Source organism: Mycolicibacterium austroafricanum (genome assembly GCF_902705885.1).
Classification (GTDB): domain Bacteria; phylum Actinomycetota; class Actinomycetes; order Mycobacteriales; family Mycobacteriaceae; genus Mycobacterium; species Mycobacterium vanbaalenii_A.
This window is the reverse complement of the sequence record NZ_CACSIP010000008.1, coordinates 53,246-67,549: the sequence shown is the minus strand read 5'-3', so window position 1 is coordinate 67,549 and position 14,304 is coordinate 53,246. Positions and strand designations below refer to the sequence as shown.

Genomic DNA, 14,304 nt, shown 5'->3' with positions numbered 1-14,304 from the left:
CACGCGGCGTTTCCGCCCACCCCGCCACCGCGTTGACGAGCTCAGCGTCGCTCAGTCCGCCCAGTTCCGCGGCCTCGGAGAGTTCAACGAACGAATATGACCCGAACACTGGTTCGATCCACCTACAAGTTTCACCGTTGTGTTTCTGCCAGCGACCGTTCAATTACTGCCATCGGAATTAAACCCCTGACCTGCTGGTTTAAGCCACCAGAACGACAAAAAAGCACCACCGAACGTCGAAACCGCGCGATTCGCTCCACGGCTCCGACCCAACACATAGGGAAGAGCAGAACAATGAAGAACTTCACCGCCACCACCGCCATCACCGCCGCCGCCGCCGGATTCGCCGCCGCCCTTGTCGGCTTGGCCGCACCCGCCGCCGCCGCCCCCTCGGGAAACAGCGCAGCGGACACCATCGCCGCGCTCGAAGCCGACGGCAACCGCGTCATCGTCAACCGCCAGGGATCGACCGCACTCGACAACGCCGAGGTCGTCTCGGTCCGCCAGGGCCAGCCCATCCGCGAGTACGTCTGGGACGCCCAGGGCGACGACAAGGTCCTCGAAACCACCGGCAACGTCGTCTTCGTCGACGTCAAGTAGCACCGACCACAAGAGGGGCGCCCTTCCCCCGGGGCGCCCCTTTTGTCGTTCCGCTACAGCCCGCTGGCCCGCAGGACATCACACAACGCGGAGACGGCGGGCGCAAAAGCGTGCTCGGCCGGAGCGGCGAAACCGACGATCACACCGTCGGGATCGGAATGGTCGGCACCGGCGTCGGGGTGACGCATCAGCGACAGCCCTTGCAGTGCAATCCCGGCCGCACCTGCCCGGTGGAGCACTTCGGCCTCCGCTCCGTCGGGAAGGGTCAGCAGGACGCTCACCCCGGCAGCCAACCCGCCGATCCCGATCTCGAATGGTGACAGCGCCGAGACCAGCGCGTCCCTGCGGCGCCGGTAGCGGGCCCGCATCCGTCGGATGTGGCGGTCGTAGTAGCCGCCGACGAGGAACTCGGCCAACGTGAGCTGGGCGATGGCGTCGACGGAGAACTGCTGACCGCCCGCCGCGTCGATCACGGGATCCACCAGCGCGTCGGGCAGCGCCATCCAGCCGAGCCGCAGGGACGGCGACAGGCTCTTGCTGGTGGAGCCCAGGTAGGCCACCTTCTCCGGACGCAGGGGCTGCAGTGCGCCGACGGGTTGACGGTCGTACCGGAACTCGCCGTCGTAGTCGTCGTCGAGGACGAAACCGCCTGTGCGCTGCGCCCATTCGACGACTGCAGTGCGTCGTGAGGAGTGCAACGGCATCCCCAACGGGTTGTGGTGTGCCGGGGTCAGCAGCACCGCAGGCACGTCGAGCCGGTCGAGTTCATCGACGACAGCGCCGTCGTCGTCGACGCCGATCGGCACCGTCGGCACCCCCAGCGCTGCGATGGCCTCACGGAACAGGAACAGCCCGTAGGACTCGACCGCGATCGGCCCGCCCAACGCGCGCGCCAGGAGCTCCACCCCCTGACGGACGCCCGAGCAGATCACGAGGGATTCCGGCGACGTGCGAACTCCCCGGGCACGCGCCAGGTACCCGGCCAGCGCGTGGCGCAGCTCGGGCCGGCCGCGCGGGTCGCCCATCCGCAGCGCGTCGCTGGGTGCGTGCGCGAGTGCCCGGCGGGTGCACGCCACCCACTGGCTGCGGGGGAACTCCGAGACGTCGGGAGATCCCGGCATCAGGTTGTGCACCGGCGCGACGCGGATGCCGCGGGACCGCGGTGTCACGTCGGGGCGGACGGTGTTGACCACCCAGGTACCCGCACCTTGCCGCGACGCCAGCCAGCCCTCGGCGACGAGCTCGGCGTAGGCCTCGGCGACCGTGTTGCGGGCCACGCCCAGGTCGGAGGCCAAGGTGCGGGACGGCGGCAGCATCGTCCCCGGGGTGAGCCGACCCGACCGGGCCGCCTCGCGCAGCGCCGCGCTCAGCGCGTCCTTGGTTCCCCGGGCACCGGGCACGAGCGACCCCCGCAGGTCCAGGTGCAGGTCGCGGCTGCCCGAATTGGCCCATGAAGTCACATCCGGATTGAACCACTGACGCGGGATATTCGGTACTAGCGTCGTCGGTATGACACAGACACTGACCACCCCGGGCCGGCTCAAGATCTACAAGGCGTCACCCGAGTTGTACGACGCGATGATGACGCTGTCCGCGGCGGCCGCCAAGGACCTCGACCCTGAGCTGGGCGAGCTGATCAAGATCCGTGCCTCGCAGCTCAACCACTGCGCGTTCTGCCTCGACATGCACACCCGCGATGCGCGCAAGCACGGCGTGGCCGAACAGAAGCTCGATGTCCTCGCCGCGTGGGCAGAGGCGGGGGAGCTCTTCAGCGAGCGGGAGCGCGCGGCGCTGGCGATCACCGAGGCAATCACCGAACTCGGTCACGGCGGGGTGTCCGATGATGTCTACGCGCAGGCCGCCGCGGTGTTCTCCGACCGGGAACTCGGGCAGGTGATCTCGATGGCTGTCACGATCAACGCCTGGAACCGGATCAACGCGGCGGTACGGACGCCCCCGCCGCGGCGCTGACGATTACCGTCGGCACCGTGCAGACCCGCTCCGGTGCGCAGATCGTCGTCGCTGCTGTCGCCGGCGACTATGGCGGGAGGCTCATGCTTCGACAACGGACGGCACCACCGGGAAGTGCCATTGGACCCTAGGACGGCTGACCGGCGCCGACGACCATCGTGGGCATGGACGCGACAAGCGCACCCGACGCACCGGTCACCGAGCTCACCGAGGACGAAAGCTGGGCTCTGCTGTCCGGTATTTCGCTGGGCAGACTCGTGACGACCGTGGGCGGGTGGACCGAGATCTTCCCCGTCAACTTCGTGGTCCAGCACAAAACGCTGCTGTTTCGCACCGCCGAAGGCACCAAGCTGTTGACCTCGGTGCTCAACGAACACGTGGTGTTCGAGGCCGACGACCACAACGTCGCCGAAGGCTGGAGCGTAGTGGTGCGCGGCACAGCCCATGCGCTGTCCGGCTCGGCCGAAATCGAAGAGGCCAGGCATGCCGGGCTCTACCCCTGGGTTGCCACCCAGAAGCTGCGCTTTGTGCGCATCACGCCCGAGACGCTTACCGGGCGGCGGTTCGTCTTCGGCCCGGAACCCGACGAGCACTACACCCAGTAGGGCACCCGCGCCCGGTACTGGCGCATCGCCAGGGCGGCGAAGATCCACCCGATGATCGTCAGCGACACGACCACCACCCAGTGCCGCAGCTCCTGTTCGGCGCCCAGCAGTGGGGCGCGGACGATATCGAGGTAGTGCAGCAGCGGGTTCAGCTCGACGATCCTGGCCCAGTCCCCGGCGCCCTGGCTGCGCAGAGTCGACTCGTTCCAGATGATCGGCGTCATGAAGAACAACAGCTGCACCAGGCTGGCCAGCAGTGGCCCGATGTCGCGGTAACGGGTCGCCAGAATGCCGAAGCACAGCGCCACCCACACGCAGTTCAATGCGATCAGCGCCAGCGCCGGGATGAACGTCAGGTCCGTCCACTGCCACGGTTTGGGAAAGATGATGGCGATGATCACGAAGATGATGATGTTGTGCGCGAACAGGATCATCTGCCGCCACACCAGGCGGTAGACGTGCACCGACAGCGGGGTCGGCAGTTGCTTGATCAGGCCCTCGTTCGCGATGAACACGTCGGCGCCCTCGAGGATCGACGCGTTGATCAGGTTCCAGACGATCAGGCCCAGCGTGACGTACGGAAGATGCTCGGACAGTTCGAGTTTGAACAACACCGAGTACAGACCGCCCATCGCCACCGCGGTGGTGCCGGTGGCGATGGTGATCCAGAACGGGCCGAGAACCGAGCGCCGGTAGCGCTGCTTGATGTCCTGCCAGCCCAGGTGCAGCCACAGTTCGCGTTTACCGAAGCCGGCGATCAGGTCACCCCACGCCCGCTTGAACGTTCGGGAGTTCGCGGCGGCGTCCAAGATCGTCATGAGCTGTTTTTCCCGTCGCCGTGGAAGAATCTCTCGCGTCGGCCCAAGCGCCGCAATCGAATCCACTCGCGCAGCCCGGCAGGGTCGCGTTCGGTCACCAGAAAATACCAGCCGTAGCGCAGATACTCCTGGAGCACCAGCTTGCGCATTCCGGGCTGGGATTGCAGATAACCCCTGTTGCGGTAGGTGAAATACCGTTTGGTCGGGTTGTCGGGGTACTGCGCGTGCATGCGCCCGCCCAGGATCGGCCTGAACTCGTCGCCGCCCTGCGGGTGCAGGTAGACCGCGTGCAGGCAGGTACCGAAGGGCAGCCCCGAGCGCAGCAGCCTGCGGTGCAGTTCGGTCTCGTCTCCCCGGAAGAACAGCCGCAGGTCGGGCACGCCGACAGCCTCGAGCGTGCCGGCACGAAACAGCGCGCCGTTGAACAGGTGCGCGATGCCCGGCATCAGGTCCGGAAGCACCGACTCGGTGCGCAGCTCGCTGACCAGTCGGCGCCACTTGAGCCCGCGGCGCAGCGGGAACGCGAGCCGCGCGGGATCGTCGAGGTCACAGATCATCGGTGAGACCTCCGCCAGGCCGTGCCGCTCGGCGCACGCCAGCAGCGTGGCCAGCACCTCGGTGTCCTGCGGGCGCCCGTCGTCGTCGGCCAACCAGACCCACTGCGCGCCCAGGCTCAACGCGTGCAGCATCCCCAGCGCGAATCCGCCCGCACCGCCGAGGTTTCGCTGGGACCCGAGGTAGGTCGTCGGGATCGGTTGTCCGGCAACCAGATCACGGACTCTCTCGTCGTGATCGTTGTCCACCACAATCAGGTGGTCGGGTCGCCTGCTCTGGGAACAGACCGCGTCCAACGACTTGGCGAGTTCGTCGGGGCGGCGGTGGGTGACGACGACCGCGATTATCCGCTCTTCGCGCAAGCGCTCATCACTCATGGGTGTGCGCCGTCTCTTCCAGGACCTCGCGCACATGACGTGCGGCGTCCTCACCCTCGTAGGCCCGCACCACGTCCTCGATCTCGCCCGACATCTTGATGGTGCCGTGGTCGATCCACATCGCGGTCTTGCACAACCGTGCCAGAAAGTCGTTGGAGTGGCTGGCGAACACCAGGATGCCGGAACGTTCCACCAGCGCCGCCAGCCGGGTCTGGGCCTTCTTCAGGAAGTCCGCGTCCACGGCGCCGATCCCCTCGTCGAGCAGCAGGATCTCCGGGTCGATGCTGGTCACCACCCCCATCGCGAGGCGGACGCGCATGCCGGTCGAGTACGTGCGCAGCGGCATCGACAGATAGTCGCCGAGCTCGGTGAACTCGGCGATCTCATCGACCTTGGCCAGCATCTGCTTGCGGGTCTGCCCGAGGAACAGGCCGCGGATCAGGATGTTCTCGAACCCGGAGATCTCCGGGTCCATTCCGACGCCCAGATCGAACACCGGCGCGACGCGCCCGCGCACCGTCGCCATGCCCCGTGTCGGTTCGTAGATGCCCGACAGTAGCCGCAGCAGCGTCGACTTGCCTGCGCCGTTGTGTCCCACGAGCCCGACCCGGTCGCCCATCTCAAGCGACATCGTGATGTCGCGCAGCGCCTCGATGACGACGACGTTGGAGTCGTTGCGCCCGATGGCGCCGCCCGCCTTGCCGAGGAACGCCTTCTTCAGCGAGCGCGCCTTGGCGTCGAAGATCGGGAACTCCACCCACGCGTTGCGCGTCTCGATGCGCGGCGCGGAGTGAAACTGCGGGTCGGGGGGAGTGGCCACCTCGGGCTCACAAATACTGACCGGTGCCGGGATGCCCCGGACCGCGTTGCCCCGGCACGCTCACGCCGGGCGGCAGCGCGCCCCGCATCTGCTCGAGCTGCTGGCGGGCCGCCATCTGCTGGGCGAACAGCGCGGTCTGAATGCCGTGGAACAGCCCCTCGAGCCAGCCGACGAGCTGTGCCTGCGCGATCCGCAGTTCGGCGTCCGACGGGATGGCGTCTTCGGTGAACGGCAACGTCAGCCGCTCCAACTCGTCGCGGAGCTCAGGGGCCAGGCCCTCCTCCAGCTCGCGGATGCTGGTGTGGTGGATGTCGCGCAGCCGACCGCGGCTGGCCTCGTCCAGCGGGGCCGCACGGACCTCTTCCAGCAGTTGTTTGATCATCGTGCCGATCCGCATCACCTTGGCGGGCTGTTCGACCAGGTCGGTCAGCGACTTCCCGTCGCTCTGCAGCATGTCCGCATCACCCGCGTCGTCGGGTCCCCCGCCGATGATCTCGATGTTGTCGTCGTCGGTGTTGCTTGTCATGTCCCTTAGAGTGCCCCAACATCGCTTGTCGACTGCGGCTGGGTTCCCACTCCCGGGTCGATGTGGGCCCTGCCGTCCTCGGTCTGTTTCACAGGTGATCTTCCCCCACCACCGCGACTTGTCCAGCACTGCGGGGGCGCGCCGAACCCCGCAAACCCTGCAGAACCTCAATTCGGACACCGAGAGCAATCCGCCGGCGCGTGCCCATCCGGCGGCCGGAGGGCAGCGAACGGGGCGGTTCCCCATTGCGTGGCGACGGGCAGCCGCCGTCGGCTACGTCGGATACCGGTTGCCGTGCCGGCCACCAGCAACAATGGCGCCACTTGCACTCCGCACCCGGAGCTCGCTGGACTAGTATGGCTGCGCAGATGACCCGTTCCGTCTCGGCGCGGGCAGCAGGATGCAAGGTCGGGCATCCGCCGAGTCGGCGCTGTTTGCGCTGGTACGGCGGAATTCACTGACGCAATAAGGTGGCTGGCATGGCATACGACGTCGCCCGGGTGCGCGGTTTGCACCCGTCGCTGGGCGATGGCTGGGTTCATCTGGACGCCCAGCACGGCATGCTGCTGCCCGATTCCGTCAGCCGGGCCGTGACCACGGCGTTCCGGGGCTCGATGCCGACACCGTCGGGCCCGCACCCGTCCGCCCGGCGCAGCGCGGCGGTGCTCGCCGCTGCCCGCCAGGCGGTGGCGGACCTGGTCAATGCCGATCCGGCCGGAGTGGTGCTCGGGCCGGACCGCGCGGTGCTGCTGACGTCGCTGGCCGAAGCTGCGTCCGGACGCGTCGGGCTGGGCTACGAGCTGGTGGTGACCCGCCTCGACGACGAGGCGAATATCGCACCGTGGCTGCGTGCCGCGAACCGCTACGGCGCCAAGGTGAAGTGGGCCGAGGTCGACATCGAGACCGGTGAGCTGCCCTCCTGGCAATGGGAAAACCTGGTGACGCGCCCCACCCGCCTGGTCGCAATCACTTCTGCCTCTTCGACGTTGGGGACGGTGACCGAGCTCGGCGAGGTCACGAAACTGGTGCACGAGGTCGGTGGGCTGGTGGTGGTCGACCATTCCGCCGCGGCGCCGTACCGGCTGATCGACATCGACGAGATCGATGCCGATGTGGTCGCGGTGAACGCCATCGCGTGGGGCGGTCCGCCGATCGGTGCGCTGGTGTTCCGCGACCCTTCGGTGATCGAGGCGTTCGGGTCGGTGTCGCTGAACCCCTACGCCACCGGACCGGCCCGGCTGGAGCTGGGATCGCATCAGTTCGGTCTGCTCGGAGGCCTGGTCGCGAGCATCGAATACCTTGCCAACCTTGAGGATTCGGTACAGGGAACCCGGCGCGAGCGGCTGTCGGTGTCGATGCAGTCCGCCCAGTCCTACATGAGCGGACTGTTCGACTACCTGCTGTCGTCGCTGCGCTCGCTGCCGACGGCCATGGTGATCGGCGGCCCGGAGATGCGCATTCCGGTGCTCAGCTTCGCCATCGAGAACGTACCCGCCGAGCGCGTCGTGCAGCGGTTGGCCGACAACGGCATCTTGGCGATAGCAAACGCGAGTTCGCGTGTGCTGGACGTGATCGGCGTCAACGACATCGGAGGCGCGGTGACCGTCGGCCTGGCCCACTACAGCACCACCGCCGAGGTCGACCAACTGGTGCGGGCGTTGGCGTCGCTCGGCTGAAGCCGCCCGTCACCGGCTAGACATCAACGCGCAGAAGCACTTTGCCCGACACGTCCCCCGAGGCGAGCAGCTCGTGGGCGGCCTGAGCCTCGGCGATCGGGAACTCTGCGCCGATCACCGGCCGGACCAGGCCGTCGGCCACCATCGGCCACACGTCGTCGACCACGCGGGCGACGATGTCGCTCTTGCCTCCCGGTCCTTCGACCGGGCGGGACCGCAAAGCGGTCGCGATGATTCCGCCCCGTTTGCCGAGCAACTTGGCGATGTTCAGCTCCGCCTTGGCGCCGCCCTGCATCCCGATGATGACCAGCCGGCCGTCGTCGGCGAGCGCGTCGACGTTGCGGTCCAGGTAGACCGCTCCCATGATGTCGAGGATGACGTCGGCGCCACCAGCGCTGCGGACCACGTCGACGAAGTCCGCGTTGCGGTAGTCGATGGTGATCTCGGCGCCCAGCTCGGCGCACAGGTCGAGCTTGTTGCGCGAACCGGCGGTGACGGCGACCCGGCAGTTCAGTGCGCGGGCCACCTGGATCGCGTGGGTACCGATGCCGCTGGCCCCGCCGTGGACGAGCACCAGCTGTGCGGCGCGCAGCCCGGCGGTCATCACCAGGTTCGACCAGACCGTGCAGGCCACCTCGGGCAACGCCGCCGCGTGTGCAAGCTCCAACCCGCCGGGCACGGGCATCACCTGGCCGGCGGGAACGGCGACGTACTCAGCGTATCCGCCGCCTGCCAGCAAAGCGCAGACCTGTTGCCCCGGCGACCAGTGGGCGACGTGGTCGCCGACAGCCTCGATCGTCCCCGACACTTCGAGGCCGATGATGTCGCTGGCTCCGGGTGGCGGTGGGTACTTGCCTGCGGCCTGCAGCAGGTCGGCGCGGTTGACCCCGGCCGCGGCAACTTTGATGAGGACTTCGCCGGGTGCGGGTGCAACGTCCGGCGCCGGTTGCCAGGTGAGTCGGTCAGCGGATTCGGCCACGATCGCAAACATCCGCACAACGCTACTACCCTGCAGAAACACACCGTGTTTCCGATAGCAGCAATACCGGGTGCCGCCCTACTATGTGCAGATGGAGGGGATCATCGGGGGGCGCACGGCGAGCGATACGCCAGGCCTTGACATTGCTGAACAACGCGCATGGCAGAACTTTCTCGACGCCGGGTTGAGGATGTACGCGACCATGAACAGAACGCTGGTGGATGAACACCGGCTCACGCTGAACGACGTGCGACTACTGGACCTGCTGGCGAGGTCGTCGACGGGTTCGGCCCGGATGGGGGACCTGGCGGAGGCGTTGATGTCGCTGCCGAGCAGGGTGACGCGTCAGATCCACCGGCTCGAGAAACAGGGACTGGTCGTTCGCGGTGCCAGTCCCGACGACGGTCGCGGTGTCGTCGCCCGGATCACCGCCGAGGGAAGGGAATCCCTCAGCGCGGCGATGCAGACCTACGGCGGGGCGGTCCGCAGCCACTTCCTCGACAAGCTGACCCGTGCGCAGATCTCGGCGATGGGTGAGAACTGCCGGCGGATCAGCGAGCCGCTGAAGTCCGGGGTGCCCTCGGCCAAGATCGGCCGCGTCTAGACTGTCCCGCGGTGGCGTGGCAGAGCGGCCTAATGCACTCGCCTTGAAAGCGAGAGTCGGCTAACACCGACCGGGGGTTCAAATCCCTCCGCCACCGCTGTCTGCACTCACTCGCCGGTGAAGTTCGGCTGCCGCTTCTCGAACATCGCGGTGACGCCCTCGGTGAGGTCCTTGGATGGCAGGAACGCGGAGTTCCACGCCGCGACGTAACGCAGGCTGGCCGACACGTCGGCGGTCCGCTGCTCGTCGAGCACGTCCTTGATGCCCTGCACCACCAGCGGCGGGTTGGCGGCGATCTCGGCGGCGGTGGCGCGTGCAGCGGCCAGTGAGGCCTCGGCGTCCGGGTGCACGTCGTTGACCAGGCCGATCTTCTCGGCGCGTGCGGCGTCTATGTCCTTGCCCGTCAACGCCAGTTCGCGCAGATGCCCGTCGGACAGGATCAACGGCAGCCGGGCCAGCGAGCCGACGTCGGCGACGATCGCGAGCTTGACCTCGCGCACCGAGAACTTTGCGTCGGCGCTGGCGTAGCGGATGTCGACCGCGGAGATCAGGTCGACGCCGCCGCCGATGCACCAGCCGTGCACCGAGGCGATGGTCGGGGTGCGGCAGTCCGCGACCGCCGTGATGGCCTGCTGCATCGTCTTCAGCCGCGTGTGGAACTCCGCACGCGGTCTGGCCAGCGCGCCCTCGGCCAGCATCGGCGAGAGAGTGTCGCCCATCGCGGCCAGGTCGAGGCCGTAGCTGAAGTTCTTGCCCGACCCGGTCAGCACGATCGCCCGCACGTCGGGGTCGGCGTCCAACTCGCCGAAGACCACGGGGAGTTCGGCCCAGAACGCCGGACCCATCGCGTTGCCCTTGCCCGGGCCGATCAGCGTCACCTGGGCGACGTGGTCGGCGATCGCGACGGTTACTGACTCGTATGCGTTGCCCATGGAGCCAAAGGCTAGCCAGTGACTCTGGCTAGCCGCCCATCAGTACCTCGCTGACCTTTGCGCTCGGCAGGAACTGACAGGCAGCGTCGGCCAGGATCTGTCCCACGAACTCACCGTCGGGGCCCAACGGGTTGTTCTCCTGGGCGAGGATCTCCCGTATCACCGCCACCCTGGTGGCCTCGTCGAGTTCGCTGAACTCTTCACATCTCATCTCCAGCGAGTTCGCCGGTGCCGGGACCGTGGGGACGTCGGTGTTCCGCGTCGGAAGCGGAATGTTCGGTATCCGGATGTCCGGAAGGCCGGGGACGCCCGGGGCGCGGCTGCCGGTCGTCGGCGACGACGTCAGCGGTGGACCCGGCTCGGTGGTCTGCGCGACCGTGCCCTCGGTGGTCTGCTGGCACGCGGTCGTCGCGCCGAGGACGATTCCGAGACCGACCACCGCTGCCGTCGTCACCCGTGCATGCGTCTTCATTGCCGCCACGATATGCGGCTAGACCCTTTCGAGGTAAAAGTAGAGGTGGCGAGGGGTGCCCGAGGTCGTGTCCAGCGCACCTTTGCCGTTCATGATGCCGATGACGGCGTTGTCGTCGACGACCTTGAAATGGTCGTGCACGGGCCTTCCGTCGTAGACCATCGACGCCACCATCTCGCCGCGGAACTCCTCCATCCACAGGCTGGCCTCGCCGTTCATCGCCTCGGTGTTGGAGTACTTGTTGCCGTCGGCGTCGAGGCAGACCAGCGGCTTGGCGTCGGCGGCGGAGTGGAACGTCTTGCCGAACCAGTTCAGCCGGTTCATGAACCCGTTGGCCTTGTGCCCGGTGTCGAACTCACCGCCCTTCCACTCGCCGATCATGAAGTCGATGTCGGCGGGGGCGAGTGTGGACCAGAAGTTGTCGAGTTCGGTGTCGTCGATCCGGTCGGTTCGTTGGGTCAGGCTGTCGAACTTCTGGCGAGCACTGAAAGTCGTAGTCATCTGCGTCCTATCCAATCCAGCTTCGGGCGAATTCGAGGAACGCGTCGTTCTCCTCGGGGGCGGCGACGGTGACCCGCACGCCGTCCTCGCCGTAGGGCCGCACGATGATGCGGTTGTTGGCGGCGTCGGCGGCGAACTGCTGGGCGCGGCCGACCAGCGGGAGCCAGACGAAGTTGGCCTGTGAGGGCGGCAGCTCGTATCCGGCGGCGTGCAGCGCCGTGGTGACCCTGGCGCGTTCGGCGACGACGGCGTCGGTGCGGGCCAGCAGTTCGTCGGCGGCGTCCAGGCACGCGATCGCGGCGGCCTGCGAGACGGTGGTGGCGGTGAACGGCACGTAGACCTTGGACAGCGCCGTGATGATGTCCGGATCGCCGACCGCGTAGCCGATGCGCAGCCCGGCCAGCCCGTAGGCCTTCGAGAACGTCCGCAGCACAACCACATTGCTGTGGGCGCGGACCAGGCCGAAGCTGTCGGGCACCAACCCGTCGCGGATGTACTCGATGTAGGCCTCGTCGAGAACCACCAGGATGTGGGACGGCACCGCCTCGATGAACCGTGCCAGCGCGTCGGGGTCGACGACGGTGCTGGTCGGGTTGTTCGGGTTGCAGACGAAGACCAGCCGGGTGCGGTCGGTGATCGCGGCGAGCATCGCGTCCAGGTCGAAGGTGTGGTCGGTCAGCGGCACCTGCACCGGGGTGGCGCCGGCGGTGCGGACCTGCAGTGGGTAGATCTCGAAGCTGCGCCAGCCGAAGAGCACCTCGTCGCCGACGGTGGAGGTGATCTGGATCAACTGCTGACACAGGCTGACCGAACCGCATCCCACGGAGATGTGCTCCGGCGCGAAGTTGACGTGCTTGGCCAGGCGCTCCTTGAGCTCGACGTATCCGTTGTCGGGGTAGCGGTTGATGCCGTCGATGGCCGTCGCGATCGCGGCCCGCACGCTGGGCAACGGTCCGTGCACCGTCTCGTTGCTGGCGATCTTGATCGCGCCCGGCACCGTTCTGCCCGGGGTGTAGGCGGGGATATCGGCGAGCTCGGGGCGTAGGCGGACGGACACCCGATCAGTTTATGGCCCGCGCCCGCACCCCCTGCATCTGCTTTGCCTCCCGAGGTGGCCCCTGTGTACTCTCATCCAGCGGCGGTAAACGTCGGGAGGCGTGCCAGAGCGGCCGAATGGGACTCACTGCTAATGAGTTGTCCGTCTTAAAGCGGACCGGAGGTTCAAATCCTCTCGCCTCCGCGTACAACTGAACATGTAAGCGCCCGTAGCTCAACGGATAGAGCATCTGACTACGGATCAGAAGGTTAGGGGTTCGAATCCCTTCGGGCGCACACACACGAGCCGCGCCTAGTGTGCGGCCAGAGCGGAATTCGGGGCCGTCCGACGCGCTGAGTACACACTCGGTGAAGATGGTGACGTGCGCCTGCTGCTGATCGCCGACACGCATGTCCCGACCAGGGCGCGCGACCTGCCAGCAGTGGTCTGGGACGAGGTCGACGCCGCCGACGTGGTGATCCACGCCGGTGACTGGATGGCGCCGGAACTGCTCGACGCGGTGGAGGCCCGCTCCCGGCGGTTGGTGGCCTGCTGGGGCAACAACGACGGCGACGAGCTGCGAACTCGGCTGCCCGAGCGCGCCGACGTGGTGCTCGGCGGGCTCCGTTTCACCGTCACCCACGAGACGGGTGTCTCGACCGGTCGCGACGAACGGATGGCGAAGATGTACCCGGACACCGATGTGCTGGTGTTCGGACACAGCCACATCCCCTGGGACGGACTCTCGAAATCCGGTCTGCGGCTCCTCAATCCGGGTTCGCCGACCGACCGCCGCCGTCAGCCCCATTGCACGTACATGACTGCCACCGTGGCGGACGGTGAGCTGACCGGCGTGGAGCTGCACCGGTTGGACCGCAATGCGTGACCGGCCCGCCACCGAGGCGGACGTCCACGAGATCGCCTCGTCGATGCCGCACGTGACCCGGATCGAGGGCCCGAAGGCGGGCAACCCGATCTACCAGGTGGGCGGCAAGTCCTTCGTGTTCTTCCGCACACCGCGCCCGGATGCCGTGGATCCGGACACCGGGGAGAATTACCCGGATGTGATCGTGTTCTGGGTGGAATCCGAGGCCGACAAGCTCGCGCTGGTTCAGGACCCGGTGTCACCGTTCTTCACCACGGCGCACTTCGACGGGCACCTGTCGGTGCTGATCCGCGCCGCCAGGTTGGGCGAACTCGGGGTCACCGAGCTGCGGGAGGTCGTTCAGGATGCGTGGCTCTCACGGGCGTCGAAGCGCCGCGCGCAGCGCTGGCTCAACCGGGGCGCTTGACCTTTTCGTGGTGAGCCCCGCACACGAAGAGGGCCAGCCGCGCAGGCACGTCGCCCGGGTTCTTCCAGCGGTGCCGGGTGCCGTTCTGGACGACGGTGTCACCAGGGTTCAGTGTCATCTCGACCCCGTCGTCGAGTTCGAGGATCACGGTGCCGTCAAGGACCACCTCGAAGTCGATGGTGTCGGTGGTGTGCATGCCCGGATCGTCGAGTTCCATGTAGCCGAGCAGGCCGGGTAGCTTCTGCTCGCCATCGGCGATCGCCTCTTCGGTGCTGAGGTCGTCCGTCCTGGCCTCGGCGGTGCCGGGCGGCAGCGTGAACATCGAGAACCGGAATCCGCCGACGGGGGGAAAGTAGTTGTGCCAGTTGGGCATCGATCCGTCATCGGGGAACTGCGGCGTCGTGTCGCCACCCCACAGCATGGTGAACTCCGAACCGGGTAACAGCACCGGCTTACGTGGCGCGACGGACTCGTCGCTGACAAAAACTGACCTGCCGGACGCGTTGTGCCCGGTGACCACTCGGCGGACATCCATTACCT

The 14,304-nt window shown here is 67.4% G+C and carries 18 protein-coding genes and 3 tRNA genes; 10 read left to right on the top strand and 11 right to left on the bottom strand.

Features of this window, described 5'->3' with window-relative positions; all coding sequences use genetic code 11:
• The first annotated feature begins 294 nt into the window (after positions 1 to 294).
• Positions 295 to 600, top strand: a complete 306-nt coding sequence (locus tag BEMPMBAN_RS07080) for a hypothetical protein (protein WP_200845903.1) — start codon at positions 295 to 297, stop codon at positions 598 to 600.
• Positions 601 to 653: 53 nt separating this feature from the next.
• Here the strand turns inward: BEMPMBAN_RS07080 and pdxR are convergent, their stop codons facing one another.
• On the bottom strand, positions 654 to 2,060 hold the full coding sequence (pdxR, locus tag BEMPMBAN_RS07075) for a MocR-like pyridoxine biosynthesis transcription factor PdxR (RefSeq protein WP_159229644.1): 1,407 nt from the start codon (positions 2,058 to 2,060) through the stop codon (positions 654 to 656).
• Positions 2,061 to 2,109: 49 nt separating this feature from the next.
• Between pdxR and BEMPMBAN_RS07070 the strand changes: the two genes are divergently transcribed.
• Positions 2,110 to 2,571, top strand: coding sequence for a carboxymuconolactone decarboxylase family protein (locus BEMPMBAN_RS07070; protein ID WP_159229643.1), 462 nt, complete (start codon positions 2,110 to 2,112; stop codon positions 2,569 to 2,571).
• 164 nt (positions 2,572 to 2,735) lie between these two features.
• Entirely contained in the window at positions 2,736 to 3,176 is a 441-nt protein-coding gene (locus BEMPMBAN_RS07065) for a pyridoxamine 5'-phosphate oxidase family protein (protein WP_159229642.1), read from the top strand.
• Here the strand turns inward: BEMPMBAN_RS07065 and wzm are convergent.
• From wzm to BEMPMBAN_RS07045, 4 genes are read right to left on the bottom strand one after another with little or no spacing between them, the layout of a single operon-like run.
• Positions 3,164 to 3,994 carry a galactan export ABC transporter permease subunit Wzm/RfbD gene (wzm, locus tag BEMPMBAN_RS07060; protein ID WP_159229641.1) on the bottom strand — a complete coding sequence of 277 codons (831 nt, stop codon included), beginning with the start codon at positions 3,992 to 3,994 and terminating at the stop codon, positions 3,164 to 3,166. The genes BEMPMBAN_RS07065 and wzm overlap by 13 nt on opposite strands.
• Positions 3,991 to 4,926 (bottom strand): galactofuranosyltransferase GlfT1, encoded by a 936-nt coding sequence (gene glfT1, locus BEMPMBAN_RS07055; protein ID WP_159229640.1) that lies wholly within the window; start codon positions 4,924 to 4,926, stop codon positions 3,991 to 3,993. Before glfT1 ends, wzm begins: the two co-directional genes overlap by 4 nt.
• A complete protein-coding gene (wzt, locus tag BEMPMBAN_RS07050; protein WP_159229639.1) occupies positions 4,919 to 5,746 on the bottom strand; it encodes a galactan export ABC transporter ATP-binding subunit Wzt/RfbE in 828 nt (275 codons plus the stop codon). The genes glfT1 and wzt overlap by 8 nt, the downstream gene beginning before the upstream one ends.
• Before the next feature lie 7 nt (positions 5,747 to 5,753).
• A complete protein-coding gene (locus BEMPMBAN_RS07045) occupies positions 5,754 to 6,272 on the bottom strand; it encodes a bacterial proteasome activator family protein (protein WP_159229638.1) in 519 nt (172 codons plus the stop codon).
• Positions 6,273 to 6,751: 479 nt separating this feature from the next.
• Here BEMPMBAN_RS07045 and BEMPMBAN_RS07040 point away from each other — a divergent pair, with 479 nt between their 5' ends.
• On the top strand, positions 6,752 to 7,948 hold the full coding sequence (locus tag BEMPMBAN_RS07040) for a cysteine desulfurase-like protein (RefSeq protein WP_159229637.1): 1,197 nt from the start codon (positions 6,752 to 6,754) through the stop codon (positions 7,946 to 7,948).
• Positions 7,949 to 7,964: 16 nt separating this feature from the next.
• Here BEMPMBAN_RS07040 and BEMPMBAN_RS07035 read toward each other — a convergent pair whose 3' ends face one another.
• A complete protein-coding gene (locus BEMPMBAN_RS07035) occupies positions 7,965 to 8,939 on the bottom strand; it encodes an NAD(P)H-quinone oxidoreductase (protein ID WP_159229636.1) in 975 nt (324 codons plus the stop codon).
• Between the two features lie 79 nt (positions 8,940 to 9,018).
• On the opposite strand from BEMPMBAN_RS07035, the gene BEMPMBAN_RS07030 reads away from it, so the two are divergent.
• Both BEMPMBAN_RS07030 and BEMPMBAN_RS07025 read left to right on the top strand, forming a co-directional pair.
• A complete protein-coding gene (locus BEMPMBAN_RS07030) occupies positions 9,019 to 9,531 on the top strand; it encodes a MarR family winged helix-turn-helix transcriptional regulator (protein WP_159229635.1) in 513 nt (170 codons plus the stop codon).
• Positions 9,532 to 9,541: 10 nt separating this feature from the next.
• Positions 9,542 to 9,628, top strand: a tRNA-Ser gene (locus tag BEMPMBAN_RS07025).
• A 10-nt stretch (positions 9,629 to 9,638) separates the two neighbouring features.
• Here the strand turns inward: BEMPMBAN_RS07025 and BEMPMBAN_RS07020 are convergent.
• From BEMPMBAN_RS07020 to hisC, 4 genes are read right to left on the bottom strand one after another with little or no spacing between them, the layout of a single operon-like run.
• Positions 9,639 to 10,463, bottom strand: coding sequence for a crotonase/enoyl-CoA hydratase family protein (locus tag BEMPMBAN_RS07020; protein ID WP_159229634.1), 825 nt, complete (start codon positions 10,461 to 10,463; stop codon positions 9,639 to 9,641).
• 28 nt (positions 10,464 to 10,491) lie between these two features.
• Entirely contained in the window at positions 10,492 to 10,935 is a 444-nt protein-coding gene (locus BEMPMBAN_RS07015; RefSeq protein WP_159229633.1) for a hypothetical protein, read from the bottom strand.
• Positions 10,936 to 10,953: 18 nt separating this feature from the next.
• Positions 10,954 to 11,436 (bottom strand): DUF4334 domain-containing protein, encoded by a 483-nt coding sequence (locus tag BEMPMBAN_RS07010; RefSeq protein ID WP_159229632.1) that lies wholly within the window; start codon positions 11,434 to 11,436, stop codon positions 10,954 to 10,956.
• Positions 11,437 to 11,443: 7 nt separating this feature from the next.
• Positions 11,444 to 12,493, bottom strand: a complete 1,050-nt coding sequence (hisC, locus tag BEMPMBAN_RS07005) for a histidinol-phosphate transaminase (protein ID WP_159229631.1) — start codon at positions 12,491 to 12,493, stop codon at positions 11,444 to 11,446.
• 94 nt (positions 12,494 to 12,587) lie between these two features.
• Here hisC and BEMPMBAN_RS07000 point away from each other — a divergent pair.
• The 4 genes from BEMPMBAN_RS07000 to BEMPMBAN_RS06985 all read left to right on the top strand — a co-directional run bounded on the left by BEMPMBAN_RS07000 (position 12,588) and on the right by BEMPMBAN_RS06985 (position 13,764).
• Positions 12,588 to 12,676, top strand: a tRNA-Ser gene (locus tag BEMPMBAN_RS07000).
• A gap of 19 nt (positions 12,677 to 12,695) precedes the next feature.
• Positions 12,696 to 12,768 (top strand) — tRNA-Arg (locus BEMPMBAN_RS06995).
• 86 nt (positions 12,769 to 12,854) lie between these two features.
• Positions 12,855 to 13,358, top strand: coding sequence for a metallophosphoesterase family protein (locus BEMPMBAN_RS06990; RefSeq protein WP_159229630.1), 504 nt, complete (start codon positions 12,855 to 12,857; stop codon positions 13,356 to 13,358).
• The gene (locus BEMPMBAN_RS06985) at positions 13,351 to 13,764 is read left to right on the top strand and encodes an MmcQ/YjbR family DNA-binding protein (protein WP_159229629.1); all 414 of its coding nucleotides are present in this window, start codon (positions 13,351 to 13,353) and stop codon (positions 13,762 to 13,764) included. The genes BEMPMBAN_RS06990 and BEMPMBAN_RS06985 overlap by 8 nt, the downstream gene beginning before the upstream one ends.
• On the opposite strand, the gene BEMPMBAN_RS06980 is transcribed toward BEMPMBAN_RS06985, so the two are convergent.
• Positions 13,748 to 14,299, bottom strand: a complete 552-nt coding sequence (locus BEMPMBAN_RS06980; protein WP_159229628.1) for a cupin domain-containing protein — start codon at positions 14,297 to 14,299, stop codon at positions 13,748 to 13,750. The genes BEMPMBAN_RS06985 and BEMPMBAN_RS06980 overlap by 17 nt on opposite strands.
• Between the last annotated feature and the right edge of the window lie 5 nt (positions 14,300 to 14,304).